Below are 24,757 nucleotides of genomic sequence, written 5' to 3'. Positions count from 1 at the left end.
TTCGGTGCGTAGGTCGTTGGGAAAAATGCGGTAAGGCTCGCCAAAAGGGGTGGTGGTGGGAAAAGGATCGGGGATCGGGCCGAAGCGCCCGCAGGAGCGGTTCGAGCGCGTCTACTCCGGGCCCGAGCGGCCCCGGGGACCGCGCCGTCCGCGCGCGCTCCCGCTCGTCCTCACGGCGGCGGCCGTCGTCCTGGCCGGGGGCGTCGCGCTCGTGCTCATGCCCGGCGGGGGATCGGGGGAGCGGCGCCCTCCGCCGCCGTCCGCCGTGCCGTCGCACTCGGCCGCGCCGCCTCCGGGCGCCCCGATCACGCGGCTCGGCGATCCCTGCGCCGGGGTCGGCCGCGCGACGCTGGACCGGCTCGTCCCGGGCGCGACGTCCCGGCGGCACACCGACGCGGCCACGGCGACCTGCACGTTCACGGCGCCGGGAAAGCGGTACCGGTGGCTGACGGTGGACGAACGGCTCGTAGCGGCGACCGGCGGCGATCCGTCCGGCGCCGCCCGGCAGACCTTCGCCGCCGCGCTGCGCCAGGCGACCGGCGAGCCCGCCCAGCGGACGCTCACGCTGGAGCGGATCGACGGGCTCGGCGACGAGGCGTTCCACTGGTTCACGGTGGACGAGCCGCCGAGCACCGTGACCGGGCAGGTCACCGTCCGCGTCCGCAACGTCGTGCTGACCGTCGCCTACAGCGAGGCGGCCCCGGAGAGCGGCGGGCCGGCCGCCGCGCGGCGCGCGTGCCTGGCGAACGCCGAGGGGGCGGCGCGGGAAGTGCTGGCGGGTTTTCGGTGAACCATTTATGACCTCAATCGGCCGATCATGGCATAAGAGAAGTCCCTCGCTTCTAAGGTTGTTTCGTGAAAGGGGAGGGAAGCGCCGGTCGCCGTCGGCCGTCGCAGGCTGGCACGGCGCGGCCGGTGCTCGACACGCCAAGGGGAGGAGGAGGCGTCGTCGTGACCGCACAACGCGCGGGAGTGTCCTGGGTGTAGATAACCCCAGGTGAAGGGGCGGGTACTCCGCCGCGAGGCCGCCGGGCCGCACGGGTCCGGCGGCCTCGGTGCTTCCCGTCGGTCCGATATATACGAAATAGTCTGAGATGTACTGAAGGTGTGCTCGGGAATGGGCGGCGGCGCCGCCGGAATGGGAGTCGGGGTGGAACCAGTCACCGTCTGGTGGGCGTCGCTGGACGCGGTGCGACCGGCCCACGCGGCACTGCTCGACCCGGTCGAGAAGGAGCGGCGCGCCAAGTACCTCCGCGACGCCGACCGCGACCGCTTCACGCTCGGCGTCGCGCTCACCCGGATCACGGTCGGTGCCCGGCTCGGCGTCGCGCCCGCGGCCGTCCCGGTCGACCGGACCTGCCCGGACTGCGACCAGCCGCACGGCCGGCCGGTGATCCCGGGCGGCCCGCACCTGTCGATCTCGCACTCCGGCGACCGGGTCGTCCTCGCCCTGTCCCCGCACGGGCCGCTCGGCGTGGACGTCGAGGAGGCCTCCGGACGGCTGAACGACAGCTTCGCCGACCACGTCCTCGCCGAGGGGGAGCGGGGGTCCGGCGAGACCGAACTGCTCGCCTACTGGACGCGCAAGGAGGCCCTTCTCAAGGCCACCGGAGACGGACTGCGCGAGCCGATGACGAAGCTGCGGGTTTCCGGTCCTTCCGAAAACCCCCAGTTGCTCGACTGGTCCGGACGGCCCGAACTCGTCGGGAGGATCACCATGCGCACGCTCGATCCCGGTCCGGGGTACGCCGCGTGCCTCGCGCTGCTCGACCAGCCCGCCGACGTCCCGGTGGAGGAGCGGCCGTTCACTCCAGCAGACCCCCGTTGACCCAGATCCGCCGGGCGGGTCCGTCCAGGTAGCCGACCTCGTCCAGGAACGCGGTGCACTTGCGGAACGACCACGCGAGCGTCGCGCGGCGGTGCGGGCTGGCCGCCGCCGCGCGCCGCGCCGCGCGCGGGTCCAGGCCCACCGCCGTGTAGCACGACGGATGGACGACCTGCGAGGTGATCAGCCGCGTCGCGTACGCCAGCCCGGCCGCCGCGAGCCGCCGGCGCGGCGCGGACGCCGCGGCGACCAGCCGCTTCAGCTCCTCGCGCGCGTACCGGATGTGCCGCGCCTCCTCGATGACGTGGATCCGCGTCACCTGCCGGACGAGCGGCTGGATCTCCTCGTCGGGGAAGCTGAGCCGCTGGAACGCGTCGGTGAACTCCTCCACGACGAGCGTCCCCGCGAACTTGACCAGCGGGTCGTACACCGCGCCCGACACCACGCCCGCCGAGTACTGGAGCGCGTTCGGCCGGTGGGTGCGCAGGCCGAACGTCCGGACCATCCGCCCGAACATGATCGAGTGACGGCACTCGTCCGCGATCTCGGTGAGCGCGTACGCCACGTGCTCGCTGTCGTAGCGGTGCCGGTGACAGTGCTGGACGAGCGCCTGCATCAGCATGAACTCGGCCCAGATGCCGAAGGACGCGATGCTCGCCATCTCCCGCTTGGACAGCTCGACGCGCTGCCGGTGCGTCAGGCCGTCCCACAGCGGCGTCTCGTACAGCGACACGAGGACGGGCGGCAGGTAGTAGACGTCGGGGTCCTGCGGGACGTCCCAGTCCACGTCCACGTCGGGATCGAAGGAGTGCTTGCGGGACGCGTCCAGCAGGCGGCGCGCGACGGCGTCGCGGTCGGTCAGCGCGAGCGTGTGGTCGCCGTCGCGGCAGCGGACGACCGCGGTGCGTTCGGGGGCGGTGGTGGGCATGCTCTCCTCCTCGCGGGGGGTCAGGACGACGCGGCCTCGGCGGCGATGACGGCGTCCACCTCGGCCTTGCGGGCGGCCTCCTCGGCGGCGAACCGCTCGGCGTCCAGGCGGTCGGCGATCTCCTCGTCGCCGCGCATGAGGGCGTCCAGGTCGGCGCGGGACGCGTCCAGCACGCCCATCTCCGCGAAGGTCTCCTGGATCCTCGGGCTCCACAGGCCGATGTCCTTCACGCACGGGACGATCCGGCTGAACAGCAGGCTCTGGAACATCCGCATGTACGGGGACTCGTCGATCAGCTTGCGGACCTCGGGGGTGGCGAGGCCGAAGTTCTCCCAGACCTCGCGGCTGCGGATGCGGTCGCGCATGAGGTGGCAGCCCTGGATCACGAACTCCTCGCGGTCCTTGCGCTCGGCGGCGGAGAGGTCGCGGTAGAGGTCGCGCAGCGCCATCCGGCCGAACGCGACGTGGCGGGCCTCGTCCTGCATGACGTAGGCGAGGATCTGGCGGGGGAGCGGCTGCGTCGTGACGTCCCGCATGACGCCGAACGCCGCGAGCGCGAGCCCTTCGATGAGCACCTGCATCCCGAGGAACGGCATGTCCCAGCGGGAGTCGGTCAGCGTCTCGGCGAGCAGGTCCTGGAGCTTGGTGTTGATCGGGTAGACGAGCCCGATCTTGTCCTGGAGGAAGCGGGCGAAGACCTCGACGTGGCGGGCCTCGTCCATCGTCTGGGTGGCGGAGTAGAACTTGGCGTCCAGGTCCGGCGCGGTCTCCACGATCTTCGCGGCGGTGACCATCGCGCCCTGCTCGCCGTGCATGAACTGGCTGAACTGCCAGGACGCCGAGTGCCGCCGCAGCTCAGCCCGTTCCTTCGGGCTGAGTTTGTCCCAGTACTTCGTGCCGTAGATGGCCAGCGACTGGTCGGGGATGCCGAGGACGTTGTACGGATCGACGTCCAGGTCCCAGTCGATGCGCTTGACCGAGTCCCACTGCCGGTCCTTGCCCTTCTGGTACAGGGCGAGCAGCTTCTCGCGCCCGTCGTCGTACTCCCATGTGAACCGCGTGCTTCCCGCGGGCGTGACCTCGCGGGTGGACTCGGGGACGGGGGTGATGTAGAGGTCGTGGGTCGACACGGCCGCCTCCTGGGGGAGCGCTGGCGTACGATGTACGTACGTACGTTGTACGTCACCGTGTCATGGGCCACTTACCCTGTCAACGGAAGCGGAGACCCGACCCGATGCCGAGACGAGTGACGTCCGCCACGCCGCCCCGGGCCGTCCTCACGCGCGACCGGATCGTCCGGGCCGCCGTGGACCTCATCGAACGCGACGGCGAGCACGCCCTGTCCATGCGCGCCGTCGCGGCGGAGCTGGACGTCGCCGTGATGTCGCTCTACAACCACGTCCCGAACAAGGCGGCGCTGCTGAGCGGCGTCGCCGAGCACGTCGTCGCGGGCATGGACCTGTCGTTCGACCCCGCCGAGGACTGGGCCGACCGCGCCCGCGCGCTCGCCCGCGCGTTCCGCAAGATCGCGGCGGACTACCCGCGCTGCATGACGATCGTCCTCACCCAGCGGATCGAGAGCATGGTGGGGCTGCTGCCCGCCGAGCGGGCGCTCGCGCTCGCCGCCGCGGCGGGCTTCGACGAGCAGACGGCCGTGCGCGTCACCCGTGCGCTCATGGCGTACACGCTCGGGACGCAGCTGCGCGAGGCAGGCATGGCCAAGGCGCTCGGGAACCGTCCGGACAAGTTCGAGGACCTGGACGCCGAGCGGTTCCCGCACGTCAGCGCGAGCGCCGCCGCGCTGGCCCGCCGCGAGCCGGACGCCGACTTCGAGTTCGGGCTCGACCTGCTGCTGGACGCGATCGACCGGCTGCCGCGCCGAAGCGACGGTCAGGCCACGTAGGGCGCGAGGCCCTGCCAGCAGAAGTCGATCATGTAGGCGGCGGCGTCGCGGGCGGCGACGTCGGGCCGTCCGGTCTGCCACAGCGCGAGCCGTTCGCTGCCGCCCATGATGATCTCGGTGAACGCGGCCAGCTCCGGTTCGGGGAGCGCGGGCGCGAACGTCCGCAGCACGCCCGCGATGAGGTCGCTCTGCTGCGCCCGCGTCTCCCGGATCGCCTCGACGCTCTCGGGCGGCCCGCCGTGGTCGGTGAGCAGCGTCGCGAACGACCGGCTGTGCGAGCCGACGAACTCGAAGTAGGCCGTCATGCCGCGCGTGAGGATGTCCTTCGGGTCGGTGGCGCCCGCCATCGCCTTGTGGGTGACGTCGAACAGCTCGGCCCGCGACCGGGCGATGCACGCGACGAGCAGGCCCTCCTTGGACCCGAAGTACTCGTAGATCATCGGCTTGGAGACGCCGCAGCGCTCGGCGACCTCGTCCATCGACGTCGCCGCGTAGCCCCGTTCGCCGAAGATCTCCTCGGCGACGTCCAGCATCTGCCGCTCGCGGTCCGCCCGCGACATGCGGCGGCGCCGGGGCGGCGGCGTGGCGGTGCTCACAGCGGTTCCCTCCGATCGGACCTACCGGGAGTAGCCTACTCATAGTAACTTACTGAGAGTAGGAAAACCGGGGAGAAGGTAGGCAGAACATGAACGAGCGCACCCCCGCCGTCGTGATCGTCGGGTCGGGCTTCGCCGGACTCGGCATGGGCATCCAGCTCCGCAAGGCCGGGTTCGACGACTTCGTCATCCTGGAGAAGAGCGAGGCCCTCGGCGGGACCTGGCACGACAACACCTACCCGGGGTGCGCGTGCGACGTCCCGTCCCACATGTACTCGTTCTCGTTCGAGCTGAACCCGGACTGGACGCGCATGTTCGCCCCCCAGCCCGAGATCCGCGCCTACCTGGAGCGCACCGCCGACAAGTACGGCGTCCGCGACCACATCCGCTTCGGCGCGGCCGTCGAGAGCATGGAGTACGACGACGCGGCCAAGCGCTGGAACGTGACGCTCGCCGACGGGTCCGTGCTGACGCCGAAGGCCGTCGTGTCGGGCGTCGGGGCGCTGCACGTCCCGTCCTACCCGGACCTGCCGGGCATCGAGCGGTTCCAGGGGACGGCCTTCCACTCGGCCGAGTGGAACCACGACTACGACCTGGCAGGCAAACGCGTCGCCGTGATCGGGACGGGCGCGTCGGCGATCCAGTTCGTCCCGAAGGTCGCCAAGCAGGCCGACCACCTCGTGCTGTTCCAGCGGACGCCGCCGTGGATCCAGCCGAAGCCGGACCGGCCGATCCCGCCGGCCGTCCGGACCGCCCTGGCCAAGGTGCCCGGCGCGGCCCGCGCGCTGCGCTCGTCCATCTACTGGACGCTGGAGGCCCGCGCGGTCGGCTTCACCATCGACCCGCGCCTGTCGCTGCCGATGGAGAAGCTCGCCCGCTGGCACATCAAGCGGCAGATCGCCGACCCCGAGCTGCGCGCCAAGGTGACGCCGGACTACACGATCGGCTGCAAGCGGGTGCTGCTGTCCAACGACTACTATCCGGCGCTCACCCGGCCGAACGTGGACGTGGAGACGTCCGCCATCGCCGAGGTCCGCGAGAACTCCGTCGTCACCGCGGACGGCCGCGAGTACGAGGTCGACTGCATCATCTACGGCACCGGCTTCAAGGTGACGGACGCGGTCGCCGAGCAGCGGATCGTCGGCCGCGACGGCCTGAAGATCCAGGAGGCGTTCGCGAACGGCATCGAGGTCTACCGGGGCACGACGATCCCGGGCTTCCCGAACCTGTTCATGCTGCTCGGCCCGAACACCGGCCTCGGCCACAACTCCGTCGTCTTCATGATCGAGGTGCAGATCCAGCACGTCCTGTCCTGCCTGCGCCTGCTCCAGGAGAAGGGCGCGGACGCGCTGGAGCCCAAGCCCGAGGCGCTGCGCGCGTTCAACGACCGCATGCACCGCCGCCTGCGCCGCGCGGTCTGGAACGAGGGCGGCTGCCAGTCCTGGTACCTGGACGAGAACGGCGTCAACCGCACCCTCTGGCCCGGCCACACCTTCGAGTTCTGGGCCGGCACCCGCCGCGCGAAGGAAGAGGACTACACCTTCACCTACTGACGGCCGAGCGAGGTCAGGCGGGCGGGGCGAACATGGGCTTGACGCCCTCGATGAGGCGGCGGATGACCGGGCGCTGTTCGGCGGGCGTCCGGCCCCGCAGGCCGAGGACGGGGTCCAGGCCGTCGTAGTACGGGGCGAGGGCGAGGTGCGGGAGCGTCATCAGCAGCAGGGTCGCGAGGACGTCGATGTCGGCGTCGGCACGGATGTCGCCCCGCTCCTGCCACAGCTTCAGCGTCGGGTGGACGACCTGCAGATAGTGCTGGTTGGCGGTGTCGCGGACGACCGACCGCACGCTGTTGTCCAGCTCGAAGTTGGTCGCGGCCGTGACCGCGCGCTCCAGCGGGTGGTCGCTCCAGTACTCCGTCCACTCGCAGAGGACGTCGAACAGCCACTCGTCGAAGGGCTGGTCGAAGTCGACGCGGGCGATGCGGCGCTCCATCTCCTCGCGGATGCGCCGGGACGCCTCGTCGCAGACGAACGCGAAGAACTCCAGCTTGTCGGTGAAGTACTGGAACAGCGAGCCCTTGGCGATGCCCGCCTCGCGCGCGATCGTGTTCAGGCTGCCGGTCGAGTAGCCGTGCTCCCCGAACTCGCGCATGGCCACCTCAAGGACCCGCTCACGCTTGGCCACGTTGAGGCGAAACCACGTCGAGGTTGGCATGGACCCCTTCGACTTTCCGTCATGTATCGGTAACCCGACGGTCAGGATAGCGGTACGTCGCCGGGCGTGCGAGGCGCGCCCCTCTCCCAGCTCACACCCCCCGCACCTGGAGTCCCGCACATCACCGCCCGGCCGAGACGATCACGGACGGCCCGCTGGACGCGGTCGAGCGCGTCCGGAAAGGCGGCGCGCGAAGTTCACCGCCGGCACGGCTCGGACAACGCCGAGGCGGGCGGCACTGGTGGGCGTGACCGGGTACGCGCGGCGCGAGCTGGTCGATCCGGTCGCGGGGCTAGACGCGGTCGGCGAGGTGGAGGGGTTCGGTGCGGTCGGCGGCGCAGTCCGGGCAGCGCGAGACCGCGGGCGCGCGGTGCGTACCGGGCGTCCCGAGCGTGATGACGAGCCCCGCCCCGAAGCAGGTCAGACAGAGGGGCGCGGGGACGACGGGCGATGCTTCCACGGTGTCGGTCATGACGGGCACGAGCTTGCCACACCGCACCGACATCCCGCCCGCGAATAACACAGCCGGTCAGCCCGGGCGGAACGCGGCACGAAACCCCTGCATGATCGTTCTTCCGGCGGGCACGGGTGCGGTGGCGGAGTCGTTTGCGGACGTGAACACCGGGAGGCGGTGCGGGTGGGGCCGGGCGAGGACGCGGTGGCGCGCAATCGGGCGCTCCAGGCCGAGTGGTACGGCGAACCGCTGGGGGACCGCGTCCGGCGGATCCTGGACGGGCTCGGCCTGTCCCAGTCGGCGCTCGCGCGCGTGCTCGGCCTGTCGCCGCCGATGTTGTCGCAGCTCATGTCCGGCCACCGCGCCAAGATCAGCAATCCGGCGGTGCTCGGGCGGCTGCTCGCCGTCGAGGACCTGGCCGCCGACCCGGCGACCGCCGCGCTGTCCGCCGGGGAGCTGCGCGCGCGCCTGGACGAGATCCGCTCGGTGGCCGCCCCCGCGCTCGGCAGGCCGCCGCTGGAGCGGCCCACCGCCGTCCGGGCGGTGCAGGCGCTGCTGCGCGAGGTCGCGTCCGCCGCCGAGATCGAGGCCGCCGCCGCGCTCATCGCCGCCGAATTCCCCGACCTCGCCGACGTCCTCCGCATTTACGGGACGGGCCGCGCCGGCGACGCCGAGGAGCATTTCCGCCGAATCCTCGGAAACTGACCCGGGGCCCGGGACGCCCCGCGTCCCATGCCGTGTGGCGCTCGTCTCAATAGCCAGCGGCCATAGGCAATGGTTATGGCCGAAACGAGGTCGAGCGGGCAAAGCGGACGGGCCGTATCTGTGGCCGGAGTCACACCAGAGGGCGGCTGTTATGTATGTCACAGTCGCACCACGGTGGCGTAAGGTCGCTTCGCTGGTAGCGCGAACGGCGCGTCCGCGCACGTCACCGAAGGCGGCGCGGCACGACGGCCGGACGCGTGGCCGCCCACCACGGGGGCCGTCACGACCCGAGCCCAGGGAGCGACCAATGAGCACACTGGAGGCGCCGGACAGGACGCGCGCCCGCATCGGGAAACGCACGCTCCGCAAGGACGACTGGCGCGTCTATCCCCTCACCACCCTCGTCATCTTCACCGCCTGGGTGGTCTACGCGACGATCCGGGCCTTCTGGGGAGCGGCGTTCTACGTCCCCGAATTCCATTACCTGACGCCGTTCTACTCGCCGTGCCTCAACGAGATCTGCGACAGCGTCACGGTGAACCACCACACCGGCAGCGCGGCGGAGTTCGGCACCTTCCTCCCGGCGGGCACGCGCGGCTGGATCCCGTTCGCGGCGATCTCCCTGCCGTTCCTGCTGCTGTTCCGCCTGACCTGCTACTACTACCGCAAGGCGTACTACCGCTCGTACTGGGCGTCGCCGCCCGCCTGCGCCGTCGCCGAGCCGCACAAGAAGTACACCGGCGAGACCCGGTTCCCGCTCCTCGGCCAGAACCTGCACCGCTACTTCTGGCTCGCCGCCGTCGCCATCTCCCTGATCAACACCTGGGACGCGATCCGCGCCTTCCACGGCTCCGACGGCGGCTTCGGCATCGGCCTCGGCACGCTCATCCTGGTCGCCAACGTCGTCCTGCTGTGGGCGTACACGCTGTCGTGCCACTCGTGCCGCCACATCGTCGGCGGACGCCTCAAGCACTTCTCCAAGCACCCCGTCCGCTACCGGCTCTGGGAGTGGGTGTCCAAGCTCAACGCGCGGCACGGCCAGTTCGCGCTGATCACGCTGGGCTCGCTCGTCGCGGCCGACCTGTACGTGGCGCTGGTCGCCAGCGGCACCATCTCCGACCTGCGACTGTTCAACTAGAGGGAGCCTGCGCGACATGACGGAGATCGAACGGCACCGGTACGACGTCGTGGTGATCGGCGCCGGCGGCGCGGGCCTGCGCGCCGCGATCGAGGCCCGGCTCCAGGGCAAGAAGACGGCGATCATCTCCAAATCGCTGTTCGGCAAGGCGCACACGGTCATGGCCGAGGGCGGCGCCGCCGCGTCGATGGGGAACGTCAACCCCAACGACAACTGGCAGGTCCACTTCCGCGACACGATGCGCGGCGGGAAGTTCCTCAACAACTGGCGGATGGCCGAGCTGCACGCCAAGGAGGCGCCCGACCGCGTCTGGGAGCTGGAGCACTGGGGCGCGCTGTTCGACCGCACCAAGGACGGCAAGATCAGCCAGCGCAACTTCGGCGGCCACGAGTACCCGCGCCTCGCGCACGTCGGCGACCGCACCGGGCTGGAGCTGATCCGCACCACGCAGCAGAAGATCGTCGCGCTCCAGCAGGAGGACCACCGCGTCCACGGCGACTACGACGCCCGCATCAAGGTCTGGGCCGAGACGACCGTCACCCGCCTGCTGCTGGACGGCGACCGCGTCGCCGGCGCGTTCGCCTACGTCCGCGAGACCGGGAAGTTCGTCGTGTTCGAGGCGCCCGCGGTGATCCTCGCGACCGGCGGCATCGGCAAGACGTTCAAGGTCACGTCCAACTCCTGGGAGTACACCGGCGACGGCCACGCCCTCGCGCTGCTCGCCGGCGCGACGCTCCTGAACATGGAGTTCGTCCAGTTCCACCCCACCGGGATGGTCTGGCCGCCGTCGGTGAAGGGCATCCTCGTCACCGAGTCGGTGCGCGGCGACCGCGGCGTCCTGAAGAACTCCGACGGCGAACGGTTCATGTTCAAGTACATCCCCGAGGTGTTCAAGGCGCAGTACGCCACCACCGAGGACGAGGCCGACCGCTGGTACGACGACCCCGACAACAACCGCCGCCCGCCCGAGCTGCTGCCCCGCGACGAGGTCGCCCGCGCCATCAACGCCGAGGTCAAGGCCGGACGCGGCTCCCCGCACGGCGGCGTGTTCCTGACGGTCGTCGACCGGATGCCCGGCGGCGCCGAGGAGATCCGCCGCCGCCTGCCCGCCATGCACCACCAGTTCAAGGAGCTGGCGGACGTCGACATCACCGCCGAGCCGATGGAGGTCGGCCCGACCTGCCACTACGTCATGGGCGGCGTCGAGGTGGACCCCGACACCGGCGCGGCGCTCGTCCCCGGCCTGTTCGCGGCGGGCGAGTGCTCGGGCGGGATGCACGGCTCCAACCGGCTCGGCGGCAACTCGCTCACCGACCTGCTCGTGTTCGGGCGGCGCTGCGGGCTCGGCGCGTCCGCGTACGTGGACGGCCTCGCCGAGCGTCCGGCCGTCGCCGACGACGAGGTCGCCCGCGCCACCGCCGAGGCCCTCGCCCCACTGGAGCGCGAGGGCGGCGAGAGCCCCTACACCGTCCACCTCGAACTCCAGCAGACGATGAACGACCTCGTCGGCATCATCCGCCGCGAGGACGAGCTGAAGCAGGCCGTCGAAGCCCTCGACAAGCTGCGCGAACGCGTCCGGACGGTGTCGGTGCAGCCCGTCGCCGTCGGGGCCGGCGGACGCGGCTACCACCCCGCCTGGCACCTCGCGCTCGACCTGCGGAACATGCTGCTCGTCGCCGAGGCGATCGCGAAGGCCGCTTTGGAGCGCGAGGAGAGCCGCGGCGGCCACACCCGCGACGACCACCCGTCGATGTCGCCGGAGTGGCGGAAGGTCAACCTCGTCTGCCGCCTCACCGGCGACCCCGCCGACCCCCGCGTCGAGCTGCGGCGCCAGCCGCTCGATCTGATGCGCGACGACCTCATCGCGCTGTTCGAGACGTCCGAACTGAAGAAGTACCTCACCGCCGAAGAACTCCCCGAGGAGGCCCGATGAGCTACGAGGCCAAATTCCGCGTCTGGCGCGGGGACGACGGTGACGGCGAGCTGGTCGACTACGCGGTCGAGGTGAACGAGGGCGAGGTCGTCCTCGACATCATCCACCGGCTCCAGCAGACGCAGGCGCCCGACCTCGCCGTCCGGTGGAACTGCAAGGCGGGCAAGTGCGGGTCGTGCTCGGCGGAGATCAACGGGATGCCGCGCCTGATGTGCATGACGCGGATGTCCACGTTCACCGAGGACGAGACCATCACCGTCACGCCCGTCCGGACGTTCCCGGTGATCCGCGACCTGGTCACCGACGTGTCGTTCAACTACGAGAAGGCGCGGCAGATCCCGGCGTTCGACCCGGGCGACGTCGCGCCGGGCGACATCCGGATGCAGCAGGTGGACGTGCAGCGCTCGCAGGAGTTCCGCAAGTGCATCGAGTGCTTCCTGTGCAACAACGTCTGCCACGTCATCCGCGACCACGACGAGAACAAGCCGGAGTTCGCGGGGCCGCGCTTCCTCATGCGGATCGCGGAACTGGAGATGCACCCGGCCGACGTCGCCGACCGCCGGAATATCGCCCAGAACGACCATGGGCTCGGATTTTGCAACATTACTAAATGTTGCACCGAAGTGTGTCCCGAGCACATCAAAATCACCGACAACGCGCTGATCCCGATGAAAGAGCGGGTCGTCGGCAAGAAATACGATCCGATCGTCTGGCTCGGCAGCAAGCTCGGCATCGTCCGCAAGGGCCAGGACACCCCGTCCGCGTGACGTGCGGGACGGGCGGCCGTGCCCCCGCGACACCGCCGCCCGTCCGTCCGCCGCTCCCCGGAGGGGACCGCGCCGCGCCCCCGGCGGGGCGGGTCCGGGCCGGCGGGGGAACGCGGGCACACCCGCCCCACTGTCGCCGTCCCGCGCCCCGGCGAATAGGAAGAAGTACACAGAACGCGTAATGGTTTCGTGATTGCCGCGCGGGCACGGTGCGGCGCCCGGCCCTCTAGCGTGGACGGCATGACCCCCTACGAGGAGGGATCGTTCCTCGCCGAACTGTCCCCGGACGACCGTGACGACCTGCAGCGCCTCGGCCGTCCCCGCGCGTTCCGGCGCGGCGAGACGATCTTCCGGGAGGGCGAGCACTCGACCTGGGCGGCGGTGCTGACGTCCGGTCACGTCAAGGCCTACTCCGACCGCGAGCAGGGCGGCGAGGCGCTGCTCGCGGTGCGCGGGCCCGGCGCGCTGCTCGGCGAGGTCGCGGTGATCGACGGCGGGCCGCGTTCGGCGACGGTCGCGGCGCTGGAGCCGGTCAAGCTGCTGACCATCACCGGCGAGCAGTTCATGGAGTTCCTGCGGACGCACGGCGGCGCGTCCGTCCTCATCATGCGGACGCTCTGCCAGCGGTTCCGCGACGCCGACCGCAAGCGCATCGAGTTCGGCATGTTCGACGCCACCGGACGCGTCGCGCAGCGCCTGGTGGAGCTGGCCGAGCGGTTCGGCGTCCCGGACGACACGGCGGCGGGCGGCGGCGTCCGCATCAACCTCAACCTGTCGCAGGAGGAGCTGGCGGGCTGGGTCGGCGCGTCCCGCGAGGCCGTCAGCAAGGCGCTCGGGACGCTGCGCCGGCACGGACTGATCGAGACGGGACGCCGCAAGTTCGTCGTCCGCGACCTGCCGGCGCTGCGCCGCCATGCGCGCTGACGGCCCGGCCGCGCTCGGCGGCGTTTCGGTCGCGCCGTAACCTGGGTCGGTGCAACTCCAGCAGCTCGCCTACTTCGTGGCCGTCGCCGAGGTCCGCCACTTCACCCAGGCGGCGGAGCTGCTGCGCGTCGCCCAGCCGTCGCTGTCCAAGCAGATCCGCGCGCTGGAGACCGATCTCGGCGCGTCGCTGTTCAGCCGCGCGCGCGGCAACATCACGCTCACTCCGGCGGGGGAGGCGCTGCTGCCGCTGGCCAAGCGCATCCTCGCCGACGTCGACACCGCGCGGCACGAGGTGCAGGAACTCGCGGGGCTGCGACGCGGGCGGGTGCGGCTCGGCGCGACGCCGTCGCTGTGCGCGGGGCTGCTCGGGGACGTCCTGCGCCGCTTCCACGACGCCTACTCCGGCATCGAGATCCTGGTCGAGGAGGGCGGGTCCCGCGACCTCGTGCGCGAGCTGACGCGCGGGCTGCTCGACCTCGCCCTGGTGATCCTGCCGCTGCACGGCGACGCGCCGCTGGACACCCGGCCGATCCTGCGCGAACGGCTCGTCGTGGCGTCCCCGGCGGACGGCGAGCGCTCCGTCCCCGGCCCGCCCGGCGGACGGCTGCCGCGCCGCGCCGTCCCGCGCCGCGCGACGCTGCGGATCGCGGACCTGCGGGACCGCCCGATGGTGATGTTCCGCTCCGGCTACGACCTGCGCGAGGCGACGATCAGCGCGTGCCGGGCGGAGGGCTTCGAGCCGCGCTTCGCCGTCGAGGGCGGCGAGATGGACGCCGTGCTGCGGTTCGTGGAGGCGGGCCTCGGCATCGCGGTGGTGCCGAGCATGGTGCTGGCCGGACGGCCGGGGCTGCGCGGGACGCCGCTCGTCCAGGCCGACGACGGCGACGGCGGCCACCCGTCCCTGCTGCGGACGATCGCGCTCGCCCACCGCAAGGACGTCTCGCTCACCCACGCCGCCCGCGCCTTCCAGGACACCCTGGAGACGTTCCTCGTGGAAGCGGCCCTCGCGGGCAGCCTCCCGGCCGGCGTCGAAACGCTCCTGGAACGCTGACCGCGGCGCAACGGTGAGCGCCCCGGGCCGGAGCCCGGGGCGCTGAAAGCCGTGACTACATGAACGCCACGGCAGGAGGGGCCCCGCAACGGAGACCGCCGGTCGGCTTCCGACGGTGGTTCTTACCGAACGTCAACGGAATCTTACTGCTTACGTCCGCCGGCGGTGGCCTTGATGTAGTCGTGGTTCAGCCGTCCGATGACGTCCAGCGGGATGCCCTTCGGGCACGCCACCGTGCACTCGCCGGTGTTGGTGCAGCCGCCGAAGCCCTCCGCGTCGTGCGTCTCCAGCATCGAGACCACGCGGTCCCAGCGCTCGGGCTGGCCCTGCGGCATGAGCCCGAGGTGGGTGACCTTCGCGCCGAGGAACAGCGACGCCGACCCGTTCGGGCAGGCCGCCACGCACGCGCCGCAGCCGATGCACTCGGCCGCCTCGAACGCCCGGTCGGCGTCGGGCTTGGGCACCGGCGTGGAGTGCGCCTCGGGCGCGGTGCCGGTCGGCGCGGAGATGAACCCGCCGGACTTGATGATCCGGTCGAACGCGCCCCGGTCCACGACGAGGTCCTTGACGACCGGGAACGCCTTCGCGCGCCACGGCTCGACGTCGATGACTTCGCCGTCCCTGAACTTGCGCATGTGGAGCTGGCAGGTCGTGGTGTTGCGCTCGGGGCCGTGCGGCGTCCCGTTGATCACCAGCGAGCACATGCCGCAGATGCCCTCGCGGCAGTCGTGGTCGAACGCCACGGGCTCCTCGCCCTTGGCGATCAGCTCCTCGTTGAGAACGTCCAGCATTTCGAGGAACGACGCGTCCTCCGAGATCCCGTCGACGGGGTACTCGACCATCGCGCCCTTGTCGCCCGGGCCCTTCTGCCGCCAGATCCGCAGTGTGAGCTTCATTACTTGTACGACCTCTGCGTGGGGTGAACGTATTCGAATTCGAGCGCTTCCTTGTGGAGGATCGGCTGCTCGTCCGATCCGGCCCACTCCCAGGCGGCGACGTAGGAGAAGTTCTCGTCGTCGCGCTTGGCCTCGCCGTCCTCGTCCTGGCTCTCGGCGCGGAAGTGGCCGCCGCAGGACTCGGTGCGGTGCAGCGCGTCGATCACCATCAGCTCGCCGAGTTCGAGGAAGTCGGCGACGCGTCCGGCCTTTTCGAGCTGCTGGTTCAGCTCGGCGTCGGTGCCGGTGACCTTGACGCGCGACCAGAACTCGGCGCGCAGCGCGGGGATCAGCTCCAGCGCCTTGCGCAGGCCCTCCTCGGTACGTTCCATGCCGCAGTACTCCCACATGATGTGGCCGAGTTCGCGGTGGAAGGAGTCGACGGAGCGGTCGCCGTCGATGGCGAGGAGCCGGTCGATCTGCTCCGTGACGCGGGTCTCGGCCTCGGCGATCGCCGTCTCGGAGACGGGGCCGAGGTTGTTGCGGGCGATGTAGTCGCCGAGGCCGGTCGGCAGGACGAAGTACCCGTCGGCGAGGCCCTGCATCAGCGCGGACGCGCCGAGCCGGTTGGCGCCGTGGTCGGAGAAGTTCGCCTCGCCGGTGACGAACAGGCCGGGGATGTTGGACTGGAGGTCGTAGTCCACCCACAGCCCGCCCATCGTGTAGTGGACGGCCGGGTAGATGCGCATCGGCGTCTCGTACGGGTTCTCGCCCGTGATCCGCTCGTACATCTCGAACAGGTTCCCGTACTTGGCCTCGACGGTCTTGCGGCCGAGCCGCCCGATCGCGTCGGCGAAGTCCAGGTAGACGCCGAGCCCGCCGGGGCCGACGCCGCGGCCCTCGTCGCAGACGTTCTTGGCGGCGCGCGAGGCGATGTCGCGGGGGACGAGGTTGCCGAACGAGGGGTAGATGCGCTCCAGGTAGTAGTCGCGCTCGTCCTCGGGGATGTCGGCGGGACGGCGCGTGTCGCCGCCCTTCTTCGGCACCCACACGCGGCCGTCGTTGCGCAGCGACTCCGACATCAGCGTCAGCTTGGACTGGTGGTCGCCGCTGACGGGGATGCACGTCGGGTGGATCTGCGTGTAGCACGGGTTGGCGAAGTAGGCGCCGTGCCGGTGCGCGCGCCAGGACGCGGTGACGTTCGAGCCCATCGCGTTGGTGGACAGGAAGTATACGTTCCCGTAGCCGCCGCTGGCGAGGACGACCGCGTCGGCGGTGTGGTGCCTGATCTCGCCGGTCAGCAGGTTGCGGACGACGACGCCGCGCGCCCGCCCGTCCTCCATGATGAGGTCGAGCATCTCGTGCCGCGGGTACAGCTCGACGTTCCCGGCGTCCACCTGGCGCATGAGGGCCTGGTAGGCGCCGAGCAGGAGCTGCTGGCCCGTCTGCCCGCGCGCGTAGAACGTCCGGGAGACCTGGGTGCCGCCGAACGAGCGGTTGTCGAGCAGGCCGCCGTACTCGCGGGCGAACGGGACGCCCTGCGCGACGCACTGGTCGATGATCTGCGTGGAGATCTCGGCGAGGCGGTGGACGTTGGACTCGCGGGCGCGGAAGTCGCCGCCCTTGACGGTGTCGTAGAACAGCCGGTGGACGCTGTCGCCGTCGTTGCGGTAGTTCTTCGCGGCGTTGATCCCGCCCTGCGCGGCGATGGAGTGGGCGCGGCGCGGGCTGTCCTGGAAGCAGAACTGGACGACGTGGTACCCGGCCTCGCCGAGCGTGGCGCCGGCCGCGCCGCCCGCCAGCCCGGTGCCGACGATGATGATCTTCTTCTTGCGCTTGTTGGCGGGGTTGACGAGCTTGGCCTCGAACTTGCGCGTCGTCCACCGCTGCTCGATGGGGCCCTGCGGGGCCTTGGCGTCGGCGATCGGCTCGCCGGACTTGTAGAAGGCGTCGACCATGATCAGCTCACCCATCCGAAGGTGACAGAGAGGGGCACGGAGATGAACCCGAGGGTCACCACCCCGGCGACGGCGAACGCGAGGCCGCGCAGCGTGCGGTCGTTGCGCGGGGTGCGCCAGCCGAGGGTGTTGAAGGCGCTCCACACGCCGTGGTTGAGGTGCAGGCCGACGAGCACGACGGCGAGCACGTACCAGACGGTGATGTACCAGCGGGACGCGTCGAAGTCGGCGACGACGCGCTCGTAGGGGGTGTAGCCGTCGCCCTTGGGGTTCACGACGTGGAACGTGAGGTCCAGGAGGTGCCAGACGATGAACAGCAGGATGATGACGCCGCCGTAGCGCATCGTGTGGGTGGCATAGCCCTGCGCGTGCGACTTCTTGCGGGACTGGTACTTCACCGGGCGGGCGCGGCGGGCGCGCAGCGCCAGCGAGGTCGCCGACCACATGTGGAGGATCACGGCGACCACGAGGACGATCTCCAGGACCGTCAGCAGGGTCCGGTGCGGGACGGCCGGCTCGCCCATCGTCCGGAGCCACTCGGAGTAGTGGTCGAAGTCGTCGGCGCCCAGGAAGACCTTCAGGTTGCCGATCATGTGCGCGAGGAGGAAGAACACGAGGATCGCGCCGGTGACGGCCATGACGGCCTTCTTGCCGACGGTCGATCTGTAGACCTTGGGGATCGCTATAGCCACGGTGCGAACGGTAGGTCCGGGACGCACGAGAACACCAAGTCATGGGCGCACTCGTTTCGATAGCCGGTGGCTATGACCCGTGCAGCACAGGGGTTCTCCTTAAGTTGCCTGGTCATGTGAGGTGATGGACCTCACATGACAAGAGGGAACCCCGTTCTTAGCACCGGTCTCAACAAAATGACTGTCGGGTCACGCCCGGGTCACGTCGTGGGAGAGCAGGAGGACGGCGAGGTCGTCGGTGAGCGCGTCGCCGTTCAGCTCCTCGACCTCGGCGACGAGCGCGTCGATCAGCGCGCGCCCGGCCGCGCCCCGGCGGTGGGCGCCGCGCGCCAGCCGGACGAGCCCGTCGGTGCCGAGCCGTTCGGGTCCCCGGCCGACGCGGCCCTCGATGAGGCCGTCGGTGTAGAGCATGAGCGTCCAGGCGGCGCCCAGCTCGATGTCGGTGCCCGGCCACTCGGCGCCGGGGATGAGGCCGAGCGCGGGGCCGAGCGCGTCGTCGGGCAGCGCGGCGGCGCCGGGGACGCCGTCGGGGCCCGTCCCGAACAGCAGCGGCGCCGGGTGCCCGGCCAGGTACAGCCGCGCGGTGCGGCGGTCCGGCGCGATCGTGACCATGCACAGCGTCGTGAAGATCTCGTCGCTGCGCCGCTCGTGGCCGAGGACGGTGTCGAGCGTGCCGAGCAGCCGCTCCCCGGTGTGCCCGGCGAGGACGAGCGTCCGCCACGCCATGCGGAGCTGGACGCCGAGCGCCGCCTCGTCCGGGCCGTGCCCGCACACGTCGCCGATCATGAGGTGGACGGTGCCGTCCTCGGTCTGGACGGTGTCGTAGAAGTCGCCGCCGAGCAGCGCGCGGCGCCGTCCCGGCCGGTATCGGGTGTGGTGGCGCAGGCGCGGGTCGTCGATGAGCGGGACGGGCAGCAGCCCCCGCTCCAGCCGGGCGTTCTCGCGGCCGAGGATGCGCGCCTCGACCAGCCGCCGCTCGGTGTCCTCGGCGCGCTTGCGCTCGATGGCGTAGCGGATGGCGCGGGCGAGGAGCGGGCCGTCCACCTCCTGCTTGACGAGGTAGTCGGCGGCGCCGGTCGCGACGGCGCGGACGCCGAGGTCGTCGTCGTCCAGCGCGGTGAGCACGACGACGGCCGTGGACCCCGACAGCGCGATGACGTCCCGCAGCGCCTCGATCCGGTCGATGTCGGGCGCGGACAGGTCCACGATGATGCACTGGGTGCGGCGGGTGAGCCGGCCGCGCGCGCCGTCGAGGTCCCGGGCGACCGCCAGCCGCGCGTCCAGGCCGCTCTCGGCGAGCATCCGCTCGACCAGGAACACGTCGGACGGGTCGTCGCCGATGAGCAGCAGGTCCAAAGTGCCCTCGGCGCCCGGTCCCGACCCCGAGGAGCGTGCCGGGCGGCCGTGTCCGGGCACCGGCGGGACGGAGTGCGGCTGGCGGCTGAGCGTGCTCACAGATGGTTTCCGGACTGTCGGCGAGTGGCGCACGGACGGCGGGCCGGACCCGGCCCGCGGGCGGGTCCGCGCCGGGCGGCGGCGGGCCGCGGGCGGCCCGGCTCGGCGAGCGGAGTGGATCATCGCTCCGCCTCCGACCCTAGCGTCCCGGCACGCCGTCCCGCATCCCGGCCGGACCCGATCGCCGCCCGCGGCCTGTCCGAATCGCCTAGCCGAGGTTGCTGCGCAGGAACTCGACCTGGAGGTGCAGCAGGTTCTCGGCGACGACCTCCTGCGGCGTCATGTGGGTGACGCCCGACAGCGGCAGCACGGTGTGCGGGCGGCCCGCCGCGAGCAGCGCCGACGACAGCCGCAGCGTGTGGGCCACGACCACGTTGTCGTCGGCGAGCCCGTGGATGAGCAGGAGCGGGCGCTTCAGGTCGGGCGCGCGGTCGATGAGGGACTGGACGGCGTACGTCTCGGGCTCCTCGTCCGGATGCCCGAGATACCGCTCGGTGTAGTGGGTGTCGTACAGCCGCCAGTCGGTCACGGGCGCGCCCGCGACGCCCGCGTGGAACACGTCCGGCCGGGCCAGGACGGCGAGCGCCGCGAGCCAGCCGCCGAACGACCAGCCCCGGACGCCGACGCGGTCCAGGTCGAGCGCGCCGGGGTGGCGGCGCGCGGCCTCCATCATCCCGGCGATCTGGTCGTCCAGGACGGGCGTGACGAAGTCGCCCTGGACGGCCCGCTCGAACGCCGGCCCGCGTCCCGGCGTGCCGCGCCCGTCGGTGATGACGACCGCGAAGCCCTGGTCGGCGAGCCACTGCGACTCCAGGTAGGCGCGCCGCGTGGCGAGGACGCGCTGCGCGTGCGGCCCGCCGTAGGGGTCGAGGACGACCGGCAGCCGCCCGTCCGACGGCTCCCAGCCGGTGGGCAGGACGACGGCGGTGCGCAGCTCCCGGTCCCCGGCGGCGATCAGCTCGACGCGCGGCGTCAGCACGGGCGTCTGCGCGTGCGACGCGACCGGGTGGACGCCGTTCGGGCCGCGCACCTCGATCTGCGCGCCGTCGCCGTCCAGCCGGGACCCGCTGACGACCGTGACGCCGCCCGCGCGCACGGCCGAGAACACGCCGCGCCCCTCGGTGAGCCTGGTGAGCGTGTCCGGCCGGTACTCCCAGACGTGGATCTCGGTCGGGTCCTCGGACGCGGTGAACAGGACCTCGTCGCCGTCCACGCCGAGCACGCCCCGCACCTGGAGCCCCGGCGGCGTGACGGCCTTCCCGCCGACCGTGAGCCGCCGCGTGTCGGCCGCGCGGTCCTCGGTGATCCACACCAGCTCACCGCCGGGCGTCCGCGCCGGGACGCCCGGGACGATCTCCGACCACTGCGGGTCGTGCTCGGTGTGCAGCAGGGCGGTCTCGCCGCTCAGCGCGTCCACCCGCAGGGCGCGCTGGCTGCGCTGGTCGCGCGGCTGGACGACGATCGCGGGGCCGTGCCGGTCCCACAGGGCGGTGACCACGTAGGGGTACTGGCCCCGGTCCCACGCGACGCTGGTCCGGCGGCCCTCCAGCGAGACGAGCGCGAGCGACACGATGGCGTTCGGCGTCCCGGCGGCGGGATAGGCGACCTCGGTGGCGGGCCGGTCGGGGTTGGCGGGGTCGGCGATGTGCCAGCGCGCGACGGGCGTCTCGTCCACCCGCGCGGCGAGCAGCGCCGAGCCGTCCGGGGACCACCAGAAGCCCCGGAACCGGCCCATCTCCTCGGCGGCGATGAACTCGGCGAGGCCGTAGGAGATCTGGTCGCTCTCGGGCGTCGCGAGCGCCCGGTCGTCGGCGCCGTCCACGCCGATGACCCGCAGCGCGCGGCCCGAGACGTACGCGACGTGCCGTCCGGCCGGGTCCGGACGGGGGTCGAACACCGGCTCGGCGGCGGGCAGCGCGCGGACCGTCGCGGCGGCGAGGTCGGCGACGAACAGCTTCCCGGCCAGCGTGAACACCGCGATCCGCAGCTCCCGGTCGGTCGCGTAGCCGACGATGCCGCCCGCCTGCTCGCGGGCGCGCTCGCGGCGGGCGCGCTCCTCGGCGGGCAGGTCCGCCTCGCCGGGCAGGTCCAGCGCGGCCGGGTCGGCGACGAGTGTCTCGGCGCCGGTCGCCGGATCGAGCGTCCACAGGCAGGTGACCGGGTCGTCGCCGGCCCGGGTGCGCAGGAAGGCCGCGCGGGACCCGTCCGGCGCGATCTGGAACGCGCGCGGGGCGCCGAGCGTGAACCGTCGCGTGCGGGCGCTCTGCCGCGGATAGCTGATGCTCATGAACCGAGTCTGCCCGGTTCTCGCGGCCGATGCCCACCGGGGCGCCCCGGGCCGGGACGAATCGGGACCGCGAACCGGCCCGGACGTCCCGCGCGCTCGGTAGGCTCTGGATCTCCCGCGATGGACGCGCCGCCCCCCGCTGTGACACGGAGAAGGAGAGCCCATGCCTGTGCTTCAGCCGGGAGACCCCCGGAGGCTGGGGTCGTACGAGGTGCTGGAACGACTCGGCGAGGGCGGGCAGGGCGTCGTCTACCTGGGCGTGGACGGGTCCGGGGGCAAGGCCGCGATCAAGCTGCTGCGCGCCGACCTGGCCGGCGACGCCGAGGCGCGCAACCGGTTCGTCCGCGAGGCGCAGGCCGCCAAGCAGGTCGCCCGGTTCTGCACGGCGCAGGTGCTGGAGGCCGACGTCGCGGGCGACCAGCCGTACATCGCGAGCGAGTACGTCCCGGGGCCGTCCCTCTACAAGCAGATCACCGAGCAGGGGCCGCTGACCGGCGCGGGGCTGGAGCGGCTCGCGATCGGGACGGCGACGGCGCTCGTCGCGATCCACCAGGCGGGCATCGTCCACCGCGACTTCAAGCCGCACAACGTGATCATGGCGCCGGACGGGCCGCGCGTCATCGACTTCGGCATCGCGCGCGCCCTGGACGTCGGGCAGACGTCGGCGACCAAGGCGATCGGCACGCCGTCCTACATGGCGCCCGAGCAGGTCGCCGGGCAGCGGCTCACCGAGGCCGTGGACGTGTGGGCGTGGGCGGCGACGATGGTGTTCGCGGCGACGGGCCGTCCGCCGTTCGGCGAGGACACGGTCGTCGCGGTGATCAACCGGGTGATGCACGAGCCGCCGTCGCTGGACGGCGTCCCCGACGACCTGTACGGGCTGCTGGCGTCGTGCCTGGTCAAGGAGCCGGGACGGCGGCCGGGCGCGCAGCAGCTCATGATGGGCATGATCGGCGGCGGCCAGCCCGGGCAGACCCGCATGGACGACCCGGCGCAGGCGACCGCGCTGCTGGCCGAGGGCTCGCAGCTCGCGGGCGGCTCCACGATGCGGCAGCCGTCCCCGCACGAGACGCGTCCGGCCGGGCCGGGCGGCGTCGCGCCGCAGGACTTCACCGGAACGCTCCCGCCCGCGCCCGGCTACGGCGACGGGCCGCGCCGCGTGGACCGGGGCGGGGGCCGTGAGGGCGGCGGCGGGGCGCGCTGGGCCGTCGTCGGCGCGGTGCTGTTCGTGCTGCTGCTCGCGGTCGTCATCGGCGTCGCGCTGGCGAAGTCGGGCGGGGACAACGGGCCGGGCGGCGGCTCGTCGGGCTCGCCGTCGGCGTCGCCGTCCACCGAGGACAGCGGCGGTCAGTCGGAGGAACCGGAACCGACGGCCACCCGGCCGCGCACGACGACCCCGACGACGCACGCGCCGACCACGCGCCCGCCGACGTCCGAGCCGCCCACGTCCGCCCCGCCGACCGAGCCGTCGACCCCGCCCACCACCCCGACGACCCCCGGCGACGGCGGGTCGGGCGGCGGCGGCTCCGGCGGCGGGGGCGCGGGCGGCGGCTCCGGCGGCGGTTCGGGCGGCGGGGGCGGCGCCGGCGGCGGGACCGGCGCCGAGGGCGGCGGCGCGGGCATGCCGTAAGGGCGGCTCGCATGGCGCGCCCGTGCCCTGAGTACCCTCAAGTCCTATGACCGAGCCGTGCATCCTGTTCGTCCACGCCCATCCGGACGACGAGTCCATCGGGACCGGGGCGACCATCGCCAAGTACGCGGCGCAGGGCGCCCGCGTCCACCTGGTCACCTGCACGCTGGGCGAGGAGGGCGAGATCATCCCGCCCGAGCTGCGGCACCTGGCGGCGGACCGGGAGGACCGGCTCGGCGAGCACCGGATCGGGGAGCTGGCGCAGGCGTGCGCGACGCTCGGCGTCACCGAGCACCGCTACCTCGGCGGGCCGGGCCGGTGGCGCGACTCGGGGATGATGGGCGCGCCGTCCAACGACGACCCGCGCTGCTTCTGGCGGGCGGACGTCGAGGAGGCCGCCGGGGAGCTGGCCGCCGTGATCCGTGAGATCCGGCCGCAGGCGATCGTCACCTACGACGAGCGCGGCAACTACGGCCACCCCGACCACATCCAGGCGCACCGGGTGACGCGGCGGGCGTTCGACCTCGCCGCCGACCCCGCGTTCACCCCCGGCGGCGAGCCGTGGCGGACGCCGAAGCTGTACGCGTACGCGACGCCCCGGACCGTCCTCGCCCGCGCCATCGCGGTCATGCGGGAGGCGAAGCTGCCGTTCGCGCGGGTCGCGGGCCTGGACGAGCTGGGCTCGGGCGTTCCCGACGACGAGATCACCACCGCCGTGGACGCCCGCCCGCACCTGCCCGCCAAGCTCGCCGCGCTGCGCGCCCACCGCACGCAGATCACGGTCGCGCCGGACGACGCGGGACCGTTCTTCGCGCTGTCGAACAACCTCGGGCAGCAGGCGTTCGGCACCGAGTACTACATCCTGCTGGAGGGCGAGCCGGGTCCGGGCAAGCCGCCGTCCGGCCGCGAGACCGATCTGCTCGCCGAGCCCGCGGCCGACGCGCCGGACGACCGGACGCACGCCTCCGGGTCGCTACCCTGACGGGCGTGCGGATCGACGATGAGGCGCCGCCGGCCACCCGGCGCGGGGACCGGCCGCTGGACGCGATGGTGACCGGCGCGGCCTACGCCGTCCTGGCCCTGCTGGGCGCGGTCGTGGGCGTGTTCGGCGCGGTCGTGCAGCTCTGGCCGGTCACGCCGGCGGTCGCCCCGGCGCTGGCGGCGGCGCTGGCCGTCTTCGCGCTCACCTACCTGGCGGGACGCGGGATGGGGTCCCGGGCGGGCGCGATCGTCCCCGGCACCGCCTGGCTGGTGGTGACGCTCGTGCTGTCCGCGCAGCGCTCGGAGGGGGACCTGCTGATCCTCGGGAACGCCGCCGGGTACGTCTACATGGCCGCCGGGGTCCTCGCGGTCGTGGCGGCGCCGCTGCTCGTCCCGGCGAAGAACCCGGCCGGTTCCTGGCTGACCCGGCGCTGACGCGTT

At 72.3% G+C, this 24,757-nt stretch carries 23 protein-coding genes; 13 read left to right on the top strand and 10 right to left on the bottom strand.

What is annotated here, in order from left to right:
• Window positions 1–55: 55 nt before the first annotated feature.
• Window positions 56–790 (top strand): hypothetical protein, encoded by a 735-nt coding sequence (locus tag GQ466_RS18870; protein WP_161104275.1) that lies wholly within the window; start codon window positions 56–58, stop codon window positions 788–790.
• A gap of 360 nt (window positions 791–1,150) precedes the next feature.
• Complete coding sequence (locus tag GQ466_RS18865; RefSeq protein ID WP_161104274.1) at window positions 1,151–1,828, top strand: 4'-phosphopantetheinyl transferase superfamily protein; 678 nt, start codon at window positions 1,151–1,153, stop codon at window positions 1,826–1,828.
• On the opposite strand, the gene GQ466_RS18860 is transcribed toward GQ466_RS18865, so the two are convergent.
• On the bottom strand, window positions 1,806–2,753 hold the full coding sequence (locus tag GQ466_RS18860; protein WP_161104273.1) for an AurF N-oxygenase family protein: 948 nt from the start codon (window positions 2,751–2,753) through the stop codon (window positions 1,806–1,808). The genes GQ466_RS18865 and GQ466_RS18860 overlap by 23 nt on opposite strands.
• 20 nt (window positions 2,754–2,773) lie before the next feature.
• Window positions 2,774–3,883: a diiron oxygenase gene (locus GQ466_RS18855; RefSeq protein ID WP_161104272.1), complete on the bottom strand. Its 1,110-nt coding sequence runs from the start codon at window positions 3,881–3,883 to the stop codon at window positions 2,774–2,776.
• Window positions 3,884–3,987: 104 nt separating this feature from the next.
• On the opposite strand from GQ466_RS18855, the gene GQ466_RS18850 reads away from it, so the two are divergent.
• Window positions 3,988–4,656 (top strand): TetR/AcrR family transcriptional regulator, encoded by a 669-nt coding sequence (locus tag GQ466_RS18850; RefSeq protein ID WP_161104271.1) that lies wholly within the window; start codon window positions 3,988–3,990, stop codon window positions 4,654–4,656.
• Here the strand turns inward: GQ466_RS18850 and GQ466_RS18845 are convergent.
• A complete protein-coding gene (locus tag GQ466_RS18845; protein ID WP_337193538.1) occupies window positions 4,644–5,252 on the bottom strand; it encodes a TetR/AcrR family transcriptional regulator in 609 nt (202 codons plus the stop codon). The two genes, GQ466_RS18850 and GQ466_RS18845, sit on opposite strands and share 13 nt — an antisense overlap.
• Before the next feature lie 89 nt (window positions 5,253–5,341).
• On the opposite strand from GQ466_RS18845, the gene GQ466_RS18840 reads away from it, so the two are divergent.
• Window positions 5,342–6,805 (top strand): flavin-containing monooxygenase, encoded by a 1,464-nt coding sequence (locus GQ466_RS18840; protein WP_161104270.1) that lies wholly within the window; start codon window positions 5,342–5,344, stop codon window positions 6,803–6,805.
• 13 nt (window positions 6,806–6,818) lie between these two features.
• Here the strand turns inward: GQ466_RS18840 and GQ466_RS18835 are convergent, their stop codons facing one another.
• Window positions 6,819–7,403: a TetR/AcrR family transcriptional regulator gene (locus GQ466_RS18835; protein ID WP_237418114.1), complete on the bottom strand. Its 585-nt coding sequence runs from the start codon at window positions 7,401–7,403 to the stop codon at window positions 6,819–6,821.
• Between the two features lie 355 nt (window positions 7,404–7,758).
• Window positions 7,759–7,938: a hypothetical protein gene (locus tag GQ466_RS18830; protein ID WP_161104268.1), complete on the bottom strand. Its 180-nt coding sequence runs from the start codon at window positions 7,936–7,938 to the stop codon at window positions 7,759–7,761.
• Between the two features lie 165 nt (window positions 7,939–8,103).
• Between GQ466_RS18830 and GQ466_RS18825 the strand changes: the two genes are divergently transcribed.
• From GQ466_RS18825 to GQ466_RS18800, 6 genes are all read left to right on the top strand, one after another.
• Window positions 8,104–8,625 (top strand): helix-turn-helix domain-containing protein, encoded by a 522-nt coding sequence (locus GQ466_RS18825; protein ID WP_161104267.1) that lies wholly within the window; start codon window positions 8,104–8,106, stop codon window positions 8,623–8,625.
• 307 nt (window positions 8,626–8,932) lie between these two features.
• On the top strand, window positions 8,933–9,763 hold the full coding sequence (locus GQ466_RS18820) for a hypothetical protein (protein ID WP_161104266.1): 831 nt from the start codon (window positions 8,933–8,935) through the stop codon (window positions 9,761–9,763).
• A gap of 16 nt (window positions 9,764–9,779) precedes the next feature.
• Window positions 9,780–11,696, top strand: coding sequence for a fumarate reductase/succinate dehydrogenase flavoprotein subunit (locus GQ466_RS18815; protein ID WP_161104265.1), 1,917 nt, complete (start codon window positions 9,780–9,782; stop codon window positions 11,694–11,696).
• Window positions 11,693–12,463 carry a succinate dehydrogenase/fumarate reductase iron-sulfur subunit gene (locus GQ466_RS18810; RefSeq protein ID WP_161104264.1) on the top strand — a complete coding sequence of 257 codons (771 nt, stop codon included), beginning with the start codon at window positions 11,693–11,695 and terminating at the stop codon, window positions 12,461–12,463. The genes GQ466_RS18815 and GQ466_RS18810 overlap by 4 nt, the downstream gene beginning before the upstream one ends.
• A 240-nt stretch (window positions 12,464–12,703) precedes the next feature.
• The gene (locus GQ466_RS18805; protein ID WP_161104263.1) at window positions 12,704–13,387 is read left to right on the top strand and encodes a Crp/Fnr family transcriptional regulator; all 684 of its coding nucleotides are present in this window, start codon (window positions 12,704–12,706) and stop codon (window positions 13,385–13,387) included.
• Window positions 13,388–13,436: 49 nt separating this feature from the next.
• Window positions 13,437–14,438 carry a LysR substrate-binding domain-containing protein gene (locus tag GQ466_RS18800; protein WP_161104262.1) on the top strand — a complete coding sequence of 334 codons (1,002 nt, stop codon included), beginning with the start codon at window positions 13,437–13,439 and terminating at the stop codon, window positions 14,436–14,438.
• A 143-nt stretch (window positions 14,439–14,581) separates the two neighbouring features.
• Here the strand turns inward: GQ466_RS18800 and GQ466_RS18795 are convergent, their stop codons facing one another.
• From GQ466_RS18795 to GQ466_RS18775, 5 genes are all read right to left on the bottom strand, one after another.
• Window positions 14,582–15,334 (bottom strand): succinate dehydrogenase/fumarate reductase iron-sulfur subunit, encoded by a 753-nt coding sequence (locus GQ466_RS18795; RefSeq protein ID WP_161104261.1) that lies wholly within the window; start codon window positions 15,332–15,334, stop codon window positions 14,582–14,584.
• On the bottom strand, window positions 15,334–17,271 hold the full coding sequence (locus tag GQ466_RS18790) for a fumarate reductase/succinate dehydrogenase flavoprotein subunit (RefSeq protein ID WP_161104385.1): 1,938 nt from the start codon (window positions 17,269–17,271) through the stop codon (window positions 15,334–15,336). The genes GQ466_RS18795 and GQ466_RS18790 overlap by 1 nt, the downstream gene beginning before the upstream one ends.
• A 2-nt stretch (window positions 17,272–17,273) precedes the next feature.
• Entirely contained in the window at window positions 17,274–17,963 is a 690-nt protein-coding gene (locus GQ466_RS18785; protein WP_161104260.1) for a succinate dehydrogenase/fumarate reductase transmembrane subunit, read from the bottom strand.
• 189 nt (window positions 17,964–18,152) lie between these two features.
• Window positions 18,153–19,418, bottom strand: a complete 1,266-nt coding sequence (locus GQ466_RS18780; protein WP_161104259.1) for a SpoIIE family protein phosphatase — start codon at window positions 19,416–19,418, stop codon at window positions 18,153–18,155.
• 208 nt (window positions 19,419–19,626) lie between these two features.
• Complete coding sequence (locus GQ466_RS18775) at window positions 19,627–21,705, bottom strand: S9 family peptidase (protein ID WP_161104258.1); 2,079 nt, start codon at window positions 21,703–21,705, stop codon at window positions 19,627–19,629.
• A gap of 163 nt (window positions 21,706–21,868) precedes the next feature.
• Between GQ466_RS18775 and GQ466_RS18770 the strand changes: the two genes are divergently transcribed.
• The 3 genes from GQ466_RS18770 to GQ466_RS18760 are packed head-to-tail and all read left to right on the top strand — an operon-like array spanning window position 21,869 to window position 24,751.
• Window positions 21,869–23,335 carry a serine/threonine-protein kinase gene (locus GQ466_RS18770; protein ID WP_161104257.1) on the top strand — a complete coding sequence of 489 codons (1,467 nt, stop codon included), beginning with the start codon at window positions 21,869–21,871 and terminating at the stop codon, window positions 23,333–23,335.
• Between the two features lie 46 nt (window positions 23,336–23,381).
• Window positions 23,382–24,317 carry an N-acetyl-1-D-myo-inositol-2-amino-2-deoxy-alpha-D-glucopyranoside deacetylase gene (mshB, locus tag GQ466_RS18765; protein WP_161104256.1) on the top strand — a complete coding sequence of 312 codons (936 nt, stop codon included), beginning with the start codon at window positions 23,382–23,384 and terminating at the stop codon, window positions 24,315–24,317.
• A 5-nt stretch (window positions 24,318–24,322) separates the two neighbouring features.
• Complete coding sequence (locus GQ466_RS18760; RefSeq protein ID WP_161104255.1) at window positions 24,323–24,751, top strand: DUF6113 family protein; 429 nt, start codon at window positions 24,323–24,325, stop codon at window positions 24,749–24,751.
• The last annotated feature ends 6 nt before the right edge of the window (window positions 24,752–24,757 follow it).

Origin of the sequence: Actinomadura rayongensis, from assembly GCF_009831215.1 — a bacterium.
Taxonomy (GTDB): domain Bacteria; phylum Actinomycetota; class Actinomycetes; order Streptosporangiales; family Streptosporangiaceae; genus Spirillospora; species Spirillospora rayongensis.
This window is presented reverse-complemented; position numbering and strand designations above follow the sequence as displayed.